Source organism: Streptomyces sp. NBC_00057, assembly GCF_045041165.1.
Lineage (GTDB): Bacteria > Actinomycetota > Actinomycetes > Streptomycetales > Streptomycetaceae > Streptomyces.
The window spans coordinates 6,976,924-6,990,621 of the sequence record NZ_CP108256.1; the positions used below are offsets into that span (position 1 = coordinate 6,976,924).

Sequence of the window (13,698 nt, forward strand, 5' to 3'; positions counted from 1 at the left end):
GTCAGTCCGCTGACCCCGGTGCGTACGTCCCGAAGCTCCACACATTGCCCTCCGCGTCCCGCGCAATGAAGTCGCGGGAGCCGTAGTCCTGGTCCGTGGGCGGCATCAGGATCTCCACCCCGTACTCCACGGCCCGGGCGTGGTGCTCATCGACCTCGTCCACCACGACGTAGACACCGGCCGGGCCTGCGCCCTGCATCGCCTTGGCGAAGACACCCTCGCGGCCCTTGGAGCCCAGCATGACCCTGCCGTTGCCGCAGGACAGCTCCGCATGCAGCACCGTGCCGTTCTCGCCCTCGTACACCGCTTCCTCGCTGAAGCCGAGGCCCTCCGTCAGCGTCCTGATCGCGGCCTTCGCGTCGTCGTACAGAATCGTCGGATAGATCGTCGGAACGCCGGCCGGTGCGCCTGCCATCGCGCTCACCCCTTCTCGTACTCCCGTGACCTGTTTCTGTGACCTGTCTCTGTGATCTGCATCTCAGTCTTCCACCGGCCGCTGACAGCGGCCCGGCTCGGCTCAAGAGGCCCGGCTCGGACGGCCCGGCTGCAAACGGCCCGGCTCAGCGGAAGGTGTTGCAATCGGCCATGTCGCCGCTGCGGAAGCCGGTGGTGAACCACTGTTGCCGCTGCGCGGCCGAGCCGTGCGCCCAGGACTCAGGCGTGACCCGGCCCTGGAACTTCTCCTGGATCCGGTCGTCGCCGACAGCGGCCGCCGCGTCGAGCCCGTCCCGGATGTCCGCCTGTGTCAACGAGGTGATCAGCGGCCGCCCGGTCGATTCGTCGGGCATGGTCGTCGCGTGATGCGCCCAGACCCCGGCGTAACAGTCCGCCTGCAGTTCCACCTTGACCGCCTTGCTGTTGGCGCCGGTCGGTCTGTCCTGTGAGCGGCTCAGCGTCCCCATGAGGTCCTGCACATGGTGCCCGTACTCATGGGCGACGACGTACGCCTGGGCGAACGGGCCGCCGCTGGAGCCGAACTTCGTCCGCAGCTCGTCGAAGAAACCCAGGTCCAGATAGACCTTTCGGTCACCCGGGCAGTAGAACGGCCCGACCGCCGAGGTCGCGGTGCCGCACGCGGTGGCTGCTGTTGACCACCGCGACGGTCCGGCAATCGTCCCTGGTGTTCGCGTCCTGCCCGGTCCGGCAGGACTGCTGCACCTGTGCCGCCGAGGACGCGGTCGCCTCGTACCCGAGTCGCCGGACGACAGGCCGCGCTGATCGGGGCCGACGCCGAAGAACAGCCCCAGGATCAGTGCGATGAGACCGGCGATGCCGCCGCCCACGGTGGCCTTGCCGCCGGGGATGCGGCTGCCACGCACATCCTGGACCTCGGACGTGTCCAGATCGGCGTCGTCGTCGAACTGCATGGGCACCACCCTCTGCTCCGGCCGTGGTGGTCTCACCACCTCCGCCGAGTATTAGGTAGTTCACACCGCAATGCCCTTTTTTGGTCGCGCGGTGGAGTGGAGCCGCAGCGCTGAGCGAGATTTCGGCAAGTGCCGTGAGTGCATGCGGAAAAGCAGTTGCACACCGCCAGTAGAATGACCCGTATGGCAAATCTCCTTGTGCATGAGTAACGGCGTCGAGTCGAACTCTGTCATCGTCCCGCCCGCCGTCCACACCGCCCTGGAGTTTTACCGTGATCACCGCTTCCGGCATCGAGCTGCGCGCCGGCGCCCGCATCCTCATCGAGTCCGCCTCCTTCCGTATCGCCAAGGGCGACCGCATCGGCCTCGTCGGCCGCAACGGAGCGGGTAAGACCACCCTCACCAAGTGCCTCGCAGGCGAGGGCAACCCCGCCGGCGGCACCATCGCCCGCTCCGGCGAGGTGGGCTACCTCCCGCAGGACCCGCGCACCGGCGACCTCGACGTACTCGCCCGCGACCGCATCCTCTCCGCCCGCGGTCTCGACGAGATCCTGCGCAAGATGCGCGAGAACGAGGAGCGGATGGCGAACGGCAAGGGCGCCACCCGTGAGAAGGCGATGAAGAAGTACGAGCGCCTGGAGACGGAGTTCCTCACCAAGGGCGGATACGCCGCCGAGGCCGAGGCCGCCACCATCGCCGCCGCGCTCAGCCTGCCCGACCGGGTGCTCGGACAGCCGCTCCACACACTCTCCGGCGGTCAGCGCCGCCGCGTCGAGCTGGCCCGCATCCTGTTCTCGGACGCCGACATCCTGCTGCTCGACGAGCCGACGAACCACCTCGATGCCGACTCGATCGTCTGGCTGCGCGACTACCTCAAGACCTACCGCGGCGGTTTCATCGTGATCTCCCACGATGTCGAGCTCGTCGAGACGGTCGTCAACAAGGTCTTCTATCTCGACGCCAACCGCTCGCAGATCGACATCTACAACATGGGCTGGAAGCTCTACCAGCAGCAGCGCGAGGCCGACGAGAAGCGCCGCAAGCGCGAGAGGCAGAATGCCGAGAAGAAGGCCGCGGCCCTCAACTCGCAGGCCGACAAGATGCGCGCCAAGGCCACCAAGACCGTTGCCGCGCAGAACATGGCCAAGCGCGCCGAGCGGCTGCTCTCCGGCCTGGAGGCCGTCCGGGTCTCCGACAAGGTCGCCAAGCTGCGCTTCCCCGAGCCCTCGCCGTGCGGCAAGACCCCCCTGATGGCGGAGGGACTGTCCAAGTCCTACGGCTCGCTCGAAATCTTCACCGATGTGGATCTCGCCATCGACAAGGGCTCCCGGGTCGTCATCCTCGGCCTCAACGGTGCGGGCAAGACCACCCTGCTCCGGCTCCTCGGCGGTGCCGAGAAGCCCGACACCGGCGAGGTCATCGAGGGCCACGGGCTCAAGCTCGGCTACTACGCCCAGGAGCACGAGACCCTCGACCCGGAGCGCACGGTCCTGGAGAACATGCGCTCCGCCGCCCCGGATCTCGACCTCGTCGAGGTCCGCAAGACGCTGGGCTCGTTCCTCTTCTCCGGCGACGACGTCGACAAGCCCGCCGGCGTCCTCTCCGGCGGCGAGAAGACCCGTCTCGCACTGGCGACCCTGGTGGTCTCCTCCGCCAATGTGCTGCTCCTGGACGAGCCGACGAACAACCTCGACCCGGCCAGCCGCGAGGAGATCCTCGGCGCGCTGCGTACGTACAAGGGCGCCGTCGTCCTCGTCACGCACGACGAGGGAGCGGTCGAGGCGCTTCAGCCGGAGCGCATCATCCTGCTGCCGGACGGTGTCGAGGACCTGTGGGGCGCGGACTACCAGGACCTCGTCGCGCTGGCCTGATCCCGGCCCCGTCACCGTCTGATCCACTTCGTCTGGATCATTCGGCCTATGCGTGATCCATCATCTGCGTGAGTACGTCTCGTACCTCGGCGCGGCGCCCGGCAGATGCCTGCCGGGCGCACCCATTTGGGGCCGCGATCCCCGTGTGGCCCTGACCTGGAGGTTCATCCCGAGCCTGTCCCCACTCGCCCCCACAGCCCCGCGGAATGCAGGATTCCGGTCGTGTGGGCCCGTTCTCCGGGCGGGAATCCGGTTGCACGGACCTTGCCGAATGGGTGGCCAGGAAGCCTCCGAGGGGTGATCATGAGAGTCCAGAGCGCACTTCCCATGAGGAGGCACGGGTGGCCGAGACTCTGAAGAAGGGCAGCCGGGTTACCGGCGCCGCGCGTGACAAGCTCGCGGCAGACCTGAAGAAGAAGTACGACTCCGGTGCGAGCATCCGGGCGTTGGCCGAAGAGACCGGCCGCTCCTACGGATTCGTCCATCGGATGCTCAGTGAGTCCGGAGTCGCGCTGCGTGGACGCGGCGGAGCGACACGAGGCAAGAAGGCCGCCACGGCCTGACGGCCTTCGGCGGATCGGGGAAGGTCGTCCGGCCCGCCCCGGGGCTCACCGGTTTCGGCGGTGGCCACCCGGTCGATCGTGATGTCGGCCGGGTGGTTACTGTTCAGTCACTTAGCTCGAAGTGCTGACTGACCCGATCCGGAGGCGCCCCATGACCTCGCTCGACTCTGTGCTCGACAAGGACGGCGTACGACTCACCGTCGATGACGCGGTTGCCACGGTGGCCCTCACCAATCCGGCCAAGCGCAACGCTCAGTCCCCCGCTCTGTGGCGGGCGTTGACAGAGGCCGGACGGGCACTGCCCGGCAATGTGCGGGTCGTTGTGCTCCGCGGCGAGGGCAAGTCCTTCTCCGCGGGCCTCGACCGGCAGGCGTTCACCCCCGAGGGGTTCGACGGCGAGCCGTCCTTCCTCGACATGGCGCGAGGCCCGGAGGCCGAGCTCGATGCGACCATCGCCGAGTACCAGGAGGCGTTCACCTGGTGGCGCCGCAACGACATCGTGTCGATCGCGGCGGTCCAGGGGCATGCGATCGGTGCCGGCTTCCAGCTCGCCCTCGCCTGCGATCTGCGGATCGTCGCCGAGGACGTGCAGTTCGCCATGCGCGAGACCAGCCTCGGTCTGGTTCCCGACCTCACCGGCACACACCCCCTGGTCAACCTGGTGGGGTACGCCCGCGCGCTCGAAATCTGCGCCACGGGCCGCTTCGTGCACGCTGCGGAGGCCGAGCGCACCGGCCTGGCCAACCTCGTCGTCCCCGCCGACGAACTGGACGCCGCCGCCCGCGATCTGGCCGGCGCACTGCTGGCTGCCCCGCGCGACGCGGTCGTGGAGACCAAGGCGCTGCTGAGCGGTGCCGTCTCCCGTGGTTACGAGGAGCAGCGCGTCGCCGAGCGCGCCGCGCAGGGCCGCCGTCTGCGCGACCTGGCGGGCATCACCGACTGAGAGGGCTGCGCCCTCGATCGCCGGGCGGGCTCGCTCCTCGGGCCCGTCCGGCGGTCAGCCCCGTCCGATGGTCAGTCCCGCTCCACCACCGCCGTGACCAGCACCGCGACCGAGGGACGCCCCTTCACCGCATCCGCCACCGCGCCCCGTACCGCACGTGCCACATCGAGCGCCCGGTGGCCGGAGTCCGTCGCCAGTTCGACCCGTACACGGTCCGGGCCCTCGTGCACCGCGTCGCCCAGCACCCGGGTCAGCGTCACGACACCCGGAACACCCGCGGCAGCGAGCCCCGCCGCCCCCTCCGGCCTCGCCGAGCGCACCTCGGCCGGTGCGGGCGCCCGCCGTTCGGGTGGTGTGTCCAGCAGCTCCGTCACCCGGAGATCCACCTCGGCGACCACCAGGCCCAGCCGGTGCGCGGCCGCCGTCAGCAGCGCCGAGCGCAGCTCCGCGGCCGCGGCGGGCAGCGGCCGGCCGGACATCGCCGACATGGTCGCCTCGATCCGCAGCGGCCCCGGCGGCAGCGCACTCGGCGGCGGTTCCACCTCCGCGTCCGGGGCCCGGTCCGGATCAGCCACGGAGATCCTGAGCTCCCCGAGCGCCGGTCCAGGTCCCGGCCCGCCCACCGCGTCGCGCAACACCCAGGCCGCGGCCCGCTCCGAGATCCAGGCCCCGTCCGCCGGACCGCCCAGCGGAAGCAGTCGGCCGAGGCCGAGCCGTCGCCGAACCGCTGCCGTCCATCCGTCGGCCCTGTGCGGGCTGTCAGCCGTCGTCATTTCCCCAGCCTGCCGCATCCACGGCGCGAGACGGGGCAAGCGCACTTAATGTGGGCAGCGAGGTCCAACCTGCCCCGAAGGGAAGAGTGGCGATGACCGACACCCCACAGCGGAACCGTCCTGAGAGCCCCGACAAGGAATCGAGCCCGATCACCAAGCGCGGCGGGGGAGCCCCCGCCACCCGTGGCCGTACGACCATCGCCGACGGCGTGGTCGAGAAGATCGCGGGAATGGCGGCACGTGACGTGGTCGGTGTCCATGCGATGGGCAGCGGCTTCGCGCGTACGTTCGGAGCGGTGCGCGAACGGGTACCCGGAGGTGGGAAGTCCGTCACCCGAGGGGTCAAGGCGGAGGTCGGCGAATCACAGACCGCCCTCGACCTGGAGATCGTCGTCGACTACGGCGTGTCGATCGCCGATGTCGCCCGTGACGTACGGGAGAACGTGGTCGCGGCGGTCGAGAGGATGACGGGCCTCGAAGTCGTAGAGGTCAATATCGCGGTCAGCGATGTGAAGCTGCCCGACGAGGAAGAAGAACCCGAGCCACATCTCCAGTAGGCCTCCTGACCGAGGCAGTTGAGGAGCGCAGGATGAACATGGCTGTGGTCGGCATGGTGGCCGGCATGGCGCTCGGATTCGCCGGGTACTTCGGCGGTTTCGGGGCCTTTGTGCTGGTGGCCGCGTTGGGGGCGATCGGCTTCATCGTCGGTCGCTTCCTGGAGGGCGACCTGGAGCCCGGCGACTTCTTCCGGAGTCGCGAGCGCGGCGACCGACGGCGGTGACGGCGTTGTCGGAGGCGAGCGGCCGGGTCGCCGCCGGTGAGCGCGGGGAGACCCGGATCGCCGACCGGGTGGTCGCGAAGATCGCCGCACAGGCGGCGAAGGAGGCGATCGACGAGCCGCCGGAGGAAGGCGCCTCGCCGCGCGCCACGGTCACGGTGCACCGCGACACCGCCCGGGTCCGGGTGAGCCTGGAGCTCGGATACCCCTGCGACATCGGCCGCCAGTGCGGCGGGGTACGTCGGCATGTCACCGAGCGGGTAAAGGCGCTGGCGGGGATGGAAGTGCCCGAGGTTGCCGTACAGGTCGAGCGCCTGCATCCGACGGGAGCGAGCATCGCGGCACAGGGGAGGATCCGATGACCGAACCCCACGAACCGGAACACCGTACGCAACCGCTGCCCACCACCCCGTCCGTCGAGCAGGGGACCGTGCTCGAACTCGACCGGTCCGCCTCGTCCGCCGCCCACGACCCGGTGCCCGCGCAGCAGGAGGGCGGCGGCAGGGCGGGCCGTTTCTGGTCCGCGCGCCGCATCCCTGCGGCGATCCTCGCCCTGGTGGTCCTCGGCGGCACCGGTCTGCTGCTCTACGACGTGGCGGCGGTACGGGCCGACCACCCGGCGATGCAGTGGCGCCGCACGCTGGCCGACGAGCTCGCCGGCCGGCCGCTGGACAACGTCTGGGTGCTGGCCGGCGCGGCGGCCGCCGTGGCGATCGGCCTGTGGCTGCTCGTGCTCGCCGTCACCCCCGGACTCCGCGACCTGCTGCCGATGCGCCGCGACCGCCCCGGCGTACGGGCCGGCCTCGACCGGGCCGCGGCCGCACTGGTCCTGCGGGACCGGGCCATCGAGGTGTCGGGTGTGCAGTCGGTACGGGTCCGGATGGGCCGGGGCAAGGTCGGGGTGCGTGCGGTGTCGCACTTCCGTGAACTCGACGACGTACGGGCCGATCTGGACACCGTGCTCGGGACCGGCATCAAGGAACTGGGCCTGGCCAGGCCACCGAGCCTGTCCGTACATGTCCGCCGTCCCGCGAAGAAGGGGTGAGCCCGTTGCTCAGGACCGTCAACCGGGTACTGCTCGGCCTGGCCGGGCTGGTGCTGATCTGCGGCGGCGGTGCGGTGCTCGCGGCCGGGCTCGGCCTCTCCGTGCCGTCCTGGTGGCCCTGGTACGGCAAGGACGATGTGCTCCTCAGCGAGGCCGACCGGGACCGCTGGCGCGGCGAGGGATGGTGGTGGCCGACGGTGATCGCGCTCCTGGCCGTCGTGGTCGTCCTCGCCCTGTGGTGGCTGCTGGCCCAGCTGCGCCGCGCCCGTCTCGCCGAGGTGCTGGTGGACAGCGGCGACGGCGAGGGCGCGCTCCTGCGGGGCCGGGCCCTGGAGGGGGTGCTCGCCGATGAGGCGGGGACCTTGCACGGGGTGGCTCGCGCCCAGGTCGTGCTGACCGGCCGGCGCAGTTCGCCGCACGCCAGGATCCGCCTGCTGATGGAGCCGCACGCGGCGCCGGACGAGGCGCTCGGCCGCCTCACCGACGAGGCACTGGCCCATGCGCGGGATTCGGCCGGGCTGGCGGAGCTCCCGGCCGAGGTGCGGTTGAGGGCGGTCAAGCACCGTGCGGAAAGGGTGAGTTGACGTCCGTTGCCGTGGCGCCCCCGATCGCCGGAGGGGCTTGAGGAAGCGAACCCGTCCGGCGATCCAGGGCGGAGCGGGCCGGTTCAGAAGCCGTGCCGGGAGCCGCCGTCGACCGGCAGCATGATGCCCGTCAGGTAGGACGCTGCGGGCGAGAGCAGGAACGCCGCAGTCCTACCGAACTCCTCCGGAGTGCCGTAGCGCCGCAGCGGAATACCTGCCTCATTGGCCGTACGAGAGGCTTCCGCATCGCCCGAGAGCGCATCCAGCTCACGCATCCGGTCCGTGCCGATCCGGCCCGGCAGCAGCCCCACCACGCGGATGCCCCGGGGGCCGAGCTCATCGGCCAGGGACTTGGCGAAACCGGCCAGGCCGGGGCGCAGACCGTTGGAGATCGTCAGCCCGGCGATCGGCTCGTACACGGAGCCGGAGAGCACGAAGCCGATGACCCCGTCCTCGCCGAGCGTGGCCGCCGCGGCCCTGGCAAGGCGTACCGCGCCCAGGAACACCGACTCGAAGGCCGACTGCCACTGCTCGTCGGTGTTGTCGGTGACGAAGCCGGGCGCCGGCCCGCCGACGCTGATGAGAATGCCGTCGAGCCGCCCGAACCGCTCGTGCGCGCTGTCCACCAGACGCTGCGCGGAGGCGGGGTCGGCGTTGTCCGCGGCGAGGCCGACGGCGTCCGGCCCCAGTTCGGCGGCGGCCGCCTCGACGCGCTTCTCGTCCCGGCCGGTGATGATCACCCTCGCGCCATCCTCGGCCAGCGCCCGCGCCGTGGCGTTGCCCAGCCCCCGGCTCGCTCCGGTGACGATGTACACACGGTCCTTCAGTCCAAGATCCATGGGCCCTATCCTGCCGTGTCGCCCTCCAGCGTGTCCTCCCCGGCCAGCGCCATGGCGGTGCCCACCAGCCCGATGTGGCTGAACGCCTGCGGGAAGTTGCCGACCTGCCGGTGCCCGACGGTGTCGTACTCCTCGGCGAGCAGCCCCACATCGTTACGGAGTGCCAGGAGCTGCTCGAAGAGCTCTCTGGCCTCCTCGGCACGCCCGGTCAGGCGCAGGGCGTCGGCCAGCCAGAACGAGCACGCCAGAAAGGCCCCTTCGCTGCCGGGCAGCCCGTCGATCGAGGCGCCGTCCGTGCTGTAGCGGCGGACCAGGCAGCCGCTGCCCAGCTCGTCCCGGACCGCGTCGACCGTCCCGACCACCCGGGGATCGTCCGGCGGCAGGAAACCGGTCCGGGGGATCAGCAGCGTCGCGGCGTCCAGATTCCGGGAGCCGTAGGACTGCGTGAAGGTGTTCCGTACCGGGTCGAACCCCTTCTCGCACACCTCCCGGTGCACGGCGTCCCGCATCGCCCGCCACCGGTCGGCGTCGCCGGCCAGCAAGGGGTTCTTCTCCAGGGTGCGTACGGCACGGTCGGCGGCGACCCAGGCCATCACCTTGGAGTGCACGAAGTGGCGGCGCTGGCCTCGGATCTCCCACAGCCCCTCGTCCGGCTCGCGCCAGGTGGACTCCAGGAAGCCGAGCAGGCTGAGCTGAAGACTCCAGGCGTGCGGCTTGTCGTCCAGGCCCGCCTCGCGCGCGAGCCGCAACGAGTCGATGACCTCTCCGTACACATCGAGCTGACGCTGGCGGACCGCGGCGTTACCGATCCGGACCGGGCTGGAGTTCTCGTATCCGCTCAGCCACGGCAGCTCCGACTCGGGCAGTCTGCGTTCGCCCGCCAGGCCGTACATGATCTGCAGGTCGGCCGGGTCCCCGGCGACGGCCCGCAGCAGCCAGTCCCGCCAGGCGGCGGCCTCCTCCAGATAGCCGGCCGAGATGAGGGCGCCGAGGGTGAGGGTGGAGTCCCGCAGCCAACAGAAGCGGTAGTCCCAGTTCCGTACACCGCCGATCTCCTCGGGCAGCGAGGTGGTGGGAGCTGCCACGATGCCGCCGGTCGGACCGAAGGTGAGCGCTTTCAACGTGATCAGCGAGCGGATCACCGCCTCCCGGTACGGGCCCCGGTACTTGCACCGCGCGGACCACTCGGCCCAGTCGGACAGGGTGCTCTTCAGCGCCTCGAACGGGTTGACGAGATCGGGGCGGGGCGAGTGCGAGGGGTGCCAGGTCAGGACGAATGCCACCTGTTCGCCCGCGGAGACGGTGAACGAGGAGCAGGTGGAGAACTGCTGGCCCCATGTCTTGACCGGCGGCTCGCTGCGCAGCCAGGCCGAGTCCGGCCCCGCGACCGCCACCCGGTGCCCCTGCGAGCGGCGCACCCACGGCACGACCGAGCCGAAGTCGAAGCGCAGCCGGATCACGGAGCTCATCTCGACGGTGCCGCTGATGCCCTCGATGATCCGCATGACATCGGGTTCCTGATCGCGCTGCGGCATGAAGTCGATGACCTTGACCGTGCCGGTACGGGTCTCCCAGAACGTCTCCAGGACGAGGGAGTCACCCGCATAGCCGCGTCGGGTGCAGGTGTCGGCACCCTTCGGGGCGATCCGCCAGTGGCCGTTGTCCTCGTCGCCGAGCAGGGCCGCGAAGCAGGCGCCCGAGTCGAAGCGGGGCAGGCACAGCCAGTCGACAGAACCGTTCCTGCCGACCAGGGCGGCTGTCTGGAGATCGCCGATGAGGGCATAGTCCTCGATGCGTGGGGTCACGTTCTGGCGTGTTCCCGAACCTGGGCCTCGCTAAGCAGTCCCAGGAGAGATGGGGGTCACTCCGACGGACAGCCGATGCCGGCCCTCGGACAGCTCGCCGACACCCGGGCGGAGCCGGTGTCAGGCCGTCGCGGGTTCCGGCTGCTCCGGCTTCTTCGGCTCGGAGGCATCCTGCTCCCCGGCGGCGGCCTTGGCCGCGGCCTCCACCCGGTCGCGCTTCTCCCTGCGGGCGAGGACCACGAAACCGACCGGGACACCGGCGGCGAACAGCCACCACTGCACGGCGTACGCCATGTGCGGGCCGATCGAGCTGTCGTCAGGAGCCGCGATCAGTTCCGGGGAGTCGCCGGAGGGCTCGGGCCCGGTCTGCTCGATGTAGCCGCCGAGCACGGGCCGGGAGAGCCTCTTGGCCTCCTGGGCGCTGTTGATCAGCATCACCTGGCGGTCCGGCAGGTCCGAGATGTCCTTGATGCCGCTGGCGCTCGTCGTCTCGTCGGCCTTGAGCCGCCCGGTGATGGTCACTTCGCCCTTGGGCACGGCCGGTACGTCGGGGAAGGTGCGCTGGCTTTCGGCGGAGGGTACCCAGCCGCGGTTGACCAGGACCGTGCCGCCGCCCTTGAGGTCGAGCGGGATCAGTACATGGACGCCGATCCGGCCGTCGGTGGAGGTCCTGCGGCGTACGACCACCTCGTGTGCGGTGTCGTACGTACCCGTGGCCGTCACCGCTCGCCAGTAGTCGGAGCGCGGGACCGTGTGACCCGGGGAGGTGAGCGAGGTGACCGGAACCGTTTTTGCCTTGAGGTTGTGGGAAATCAGAGAGTTCTGCGCGACCTTGTGCTCATGCCGGTGCAGCTGCCAGAAGCCCAGCTCGACCATCGTGGGAATCAGGACGAGGGAGAGGAGGGCGAGGATCAGCCACTGCCGGGTCAACAGGAAGCGGTACACCCCATGACGGTACAACTGCGTCATGGGGTGCATCGCGGAGGGGTGGGGGAAGGGGGCGCGGTGGCCGGTGATCAGACTTTGTCGATGATGCCCACCTTCCCCTCGGCGCGGGCGCAGTGACCGCCGCAGAACCAGTGCCCGTCGACCTCGACTCCCTGGCCGATGATCTGGACCCTGCAGTGTTCACAGATGGGCGCCATGCGGTGAATGGCGCAGGAGAAACAGTCGAAGACGTGCACCGAGCCCTGCGCGTGCACCTCGAAGGACATGCCGTAGTCGTTTCCGCAAACCTCGCAACGTGCCATGCGCCACAGGGTGGGACGCAAGGGCGGCGGCGGGCGAGCGGCGGGTGGGCGAGTCGGCCCCGGTTCACTCCGATGACGGCGCGGCCGCCCGCGTCGACGCCGGCGCCACATCGCGCAACAGGTGGGTGAACGCGCTCTCGTCCAGAACCGGTGTGCCGAACGACTTCGCCTTCACCGTCTTCGACGTCGCAGAGTCCGGGTCATTGGTGACGAGCAGGCTGGTCAGCCGGGACACACTGGTCGCCACGTGCAGCCCGGCTTCCACGGCCCGGTCCTCCAGCAGTTCGCGGTCGACGGAGGTGTCCCCCGAGAACGCCACCCGCATGCCCTGCATGAGAGGTTTGTCCTTCTCGTACCGTCCGGGGTTCGGATACGGGCACGCCGGACGCTTGCGCGAGGGACGCCAGCTGTTCTGACCGTACGAAGGCTGGTAGCCGACCCGCGGTGTGACCGGGGAGTCCGACCACTCGGTCAGCGGCCGGCACTCCAGCAACGGCAGCCGCACCCCGCCCCGCGCCGCCGCATGCAGACTCGGCCGGAACGCCTCGGCCAGCACCCGGGCGTCGTCCAGGGCATGGTGGGCGCGCTGCTGCACGACTCCGAAGTGCGCGGCCAGCGACTCCAGCTTGTGGTTGGGCAGCGGCAGCCGCAGCTCCTTGGAGAGCGCGATGGTGCACAGTCGCTGCTCGACGGGGGCGGTGACCGAGGCCCGTGCGTACTCCCGGGCCAGCATCGACCAGTCGAAAGCCGCATTGTGCGCGACGAGCACGCGGTTGGCGAGCCGCTCGGAGAGCTGGGCGGCGACCTCCGGGAAGAGCGGAGCGCCTTCGAGGACATCGCTGGTCAGTCCGTGGATCCAGACGGGACCGGGATCACGCTGAGGGTTGACGAGGGTGTACCAGTGGTCCTCGACATTGCCCTGCGCGTCCAGGCGGTAGACGGCAGCGGACACTATCCGGTCGTCCCGTGCGAGTCCGGTGGTCTCCACGTCGACGACCGCGTACCCCTGCGGGTAGGCGGTCGGCCACGGTGCTGCGGTCTGGCGGTCGTCGAGCATGGTCACAGAGAATACGGGCCGCGACTGACAGTCCCCTATTCGGCTGTCTCCCGCCCCCGCATGCCGGTACCGCGGCGCGACCCCTGTTGTACGGGGCCCGCCAGCAACCCCTCCACCAGGGCCCGTACGGAATCCGCGAACAGTCGGTCCGGGTCGGCGGGCCGGGCCAGTGCACGGGCCAGTGCCGGGTCGTCGTCCGCGGTGGACGCGGCCCACAGATCGCCCTCGCCGGGTGACTGGACGGGGGACCGCTCCCGGTTGCGTTCGACGAGCAGGAAGCCGACGGTCTGGAACTGCACCGCCCGCACCGCTGCCGCCGCCCGCGTCCCGCGCAGCCCCGCGGCGTGCACCTCGTGGACGAGGGCCTGTTGCGCGGGGAGGAACATCCGCTCGGTGAGCCCTCGTTCGTGGACCATCGCGATCAGATGCGGCCTGGCCCGCAGTTCGCGGCGCAGGCCGCGGGCGACGGAGACGATACGGGCCGCCGGGGTCCGGCCGGCCGGGCGGAGGGTGCCCATCTCCTGCACGGTGCGCTCGACGAGGGCGTCCAGCAGCGATTCACGATTGCCGACGTGCCAGTAGATCGACGTGACCGCGGTGCCCAGTTCCGCGGCGAGAGCGCGCATGGTGAGAGCCTGCGGGCCGTGCCGCTTCACCAGGGCGCCGGCCGTGTCCAGGACCTCTTCGCGGGTCAGTGACGAACGCGCCACAGCGCTCCTTGATTCTCGAACTCCATTACGTGCATGCCTATTTACCCTTCATCGACGTCGGTGTAACTGTGTTACAGGACCCGGTGCGGAGAACCGGGACACGGAGACACGGA

16 protein-coding genes and 1 pseudogene are annotated in these 13,698 nt (G+C 70.3%); 8 read left to right on the forward strand and 9 right to left on the reverse strand.

The features are described from left to right. Position 1: 1 nt before the first annotated feature. Both OG953_RS32795 and OG953_RS32800 read right to left on the reverse strand, forming a co-directional pair. On the reverse strand, positions 2–415 hold the full coding sequence (locus OG953_RS32795) for a VOC family protein (RefSeq protein ID WP_405688852.1): 414 nt from the start codon (positions 413–415) through the stop codon (positions 2–4). 145 nt (positions 416–560) lie between these two features. Then, positions 561–1,367, reverse strand: a pseudogene (locus OG953_RS32800) (neutral zinc metallopeptidase). A gap of 272 nt (positions 1,368–1,639) precedes the next feature. Here OG953_RS32800 and OG953_RS32805 point away from each other — a divergent pair. The 3 genes from OG953_RS32805 (at position 1,640) to OG953_RS32815 (ending at position 4,744) form a co-directional block, all read left to right on the forward strand. Next, positions 1,640–3,238 carry an ABC-F family ATP-binding cassette domain-containing protein gene (locus OG953_RS32805; protein WP_405688853.1) on the forward strand — a complete coding sequence of 533 codons (1,599 nt, stop codon included), beginning with the start codon at positions 1,640–1,642 and terminating at the stop codon, positions 3,236–3,238. Between the two features lie 341 nt (positions 3,239–3,579). Next, positions 3,580–3,801: a helix-turn-helix domain-containing protein gene (locus OG953_RS32810; RefSeq protein ID WP_352163566.1), complete on the forward strand. Its 222-nt coding sequence runs from the start codon at positions 3,580–3,582 to the stop codon at positions 3,799–3,801. Positions 3,802–3,952: 151 nt separating this feature from the next. Further along, positions 3,953–4,744, forward strand: coding sequence for an enoyl-CoA hydratase/isomerase family protein (locus OG953_RS32815; RefSeq protein ID WP_405688854.1), 792 nt, complete (start codon positions 3,953–3,955; stop codon positions 4,742–4,744). A gap of 71 nt (positions 4,745–4,815) precedes the next feature. On the opposite strand, the gene OG953_RS32820 is transcribed toward OG953_RS32815, so the two are convergent. Continuing rightward, entirely contained in the window at positions 4,816–5,517 is a 702-nt protein-coding gene (locus OG953_RS32820) for a hypothetical protein (RefSeq protein ID WP_405688855.1), read from the reverse strand. Between the two features lie 92 nt (positions 5,518–5,609). Between OG953_RS32820 and OG953_RS32825 the strand changes: the two genes are divergently transcribed. The 5 genes from OG953_RS32825 to amaP are packed head-to-tail and all read left to right on the forward strand — an operon-like array spanning position 5,610 to position 7,924. Continuing rightward, positions 5,610–6,074, forward strand: coding sequence for an Asp23/Gls24 family envelope stress response protein (locus OG953_RS32825; protein WP_405688856.1), 465 nt, complete (start codon positions 5,610–5,612; stop codon positions 6,072–6,074). A 32-nt stretch (positions 6,075–6,106) separates the two neighbouring features. Beyond that, entirely contained in the window at positions 6,107–6,298 is a 192-nt protein-coding gene (locus OG953_RS32830; protein WP_405688857.1) for a hypothetical protein, read from the forward strand. Further along, positions 6,295–6,657, forward strand: a complete 363-nt coding sequence (locus OG953_RS32835) for a hypothetical protein (protein ID WP_405688858.1) — start codon at positions 6,295–6,297, stop codon at positions 6,655–6,657. The genes OG953_RS32830 and OG953_RS32835 overlap by 4 nt, the downstream gene beginning before the upstream one ends. Further along, positions 6,654–7,340 (forward strand): DUF6286 domain-containing protein, encoded by a 687-nt coding sequence (locus tag OG953_RS32840; RefSeq protein WP_405688859.1) that lies wholly within the window; start codon positions 6,654–6,656, stop codon positions 7,338–7,340. The genes OG953_RS32835 and OG953_RS32840 overlap by 4 nt, the downstream gene beginning before the upstream one ends. A gap of 5 nt (positions 7,341–7,345) precedes the next feature. Next, positions 7,346–7,924, forward strand: a complete 579-nt coding sequence (amaP, locus tag OG953_RS32845; protein ID WP_405688860.1) for an alkaline shock response membrane anchor protein AmaP — start codon at positions 7,346–7,348, stop codon at positions 7,922–7,924. An 83-nt stretch (positions 7,925–8,007) separates the two neighbouring features. Here the strand turns inward: amaP and OG953_RS32850 are convergent, their stop codons facing one another. The 6 genes from OG953_RS32850 to OG953_RS32875 form a co-directional block, all read right to left on the reverse strand. Beyond that, positions 8,008–8,763 (reverse strand): SDR family oxidoreductase, encoded by a 756-nt coding sequence (locus tag OG953_RS32850; RefSeq protein ID WP_405688861.1) that lies wholly within the window; start codon positions 8,761–8,763, stop codon positions 8,008–8,010. 5 nt (positions 8,764–8,768) lie between these two features. Beyond that, positions 8,769–10,568 (reverse strand): glycoside hydrolase family 15 protein, encoded by a 1,800-nt coding sequence (locus OG953_RS32855; protein ID WP_405688862.1) that lies wholly within the window; start codon positions 10,566–10,568, stop codon positions 8,769–8,771. Between the two features lie 120 nt (positions 10,569–10,688). Then, positions 10,689–11,513 (reverse strand): SURF1 family protein, encoded by an 825-nt coding sequence (locus OG953_RS32860; RefSeq protein WP_405692190.1) that lies wholly within the window; start codon positions 11,511–11,513, stop codon positions 10,689–10,691. Between the two features lie 71 nt (positions 11,514–11,584). Further along, complete coding sequence (locus OG953_RS32865) at positions 11,585–11,818, reverse strand: hypothetical protein (protein WP_405688863.1); 234 nt, start codon at positions 11,816–11,818, stop codon at positions 11,585–11,587. 64 nt (positions 11,819–11,882) lie between these two features. After that, on the reverse strand, positions 11,883–12,881 hold the full coding sequence (locus OG953_RS32870; RefSeq protein WP_401991794.1) for a DEDDh family exonuclease: 999 nt from the start codon (positions 12,879–12,881) through the stop codon (positions 11,883–11,885). A 29-nt stretch (positions 12,882–12,910) separates the two neighbouring features. Then, the gene (locus OG953_RS32875; RefSeq protein ID WP_405688864.1) at positions 12,911–13,585 is read right to left on the reverse strand and encodes a TetR/AcrR family transcriptional regulator; all 675 of its coding nucleotides are present in this window, start codon (positions 13,583–13,585) and stop codon (positions 12,911–12,913) included. Between the last annotated feature and the right edge of the window lie 113 nt (positions 13,586–13,698).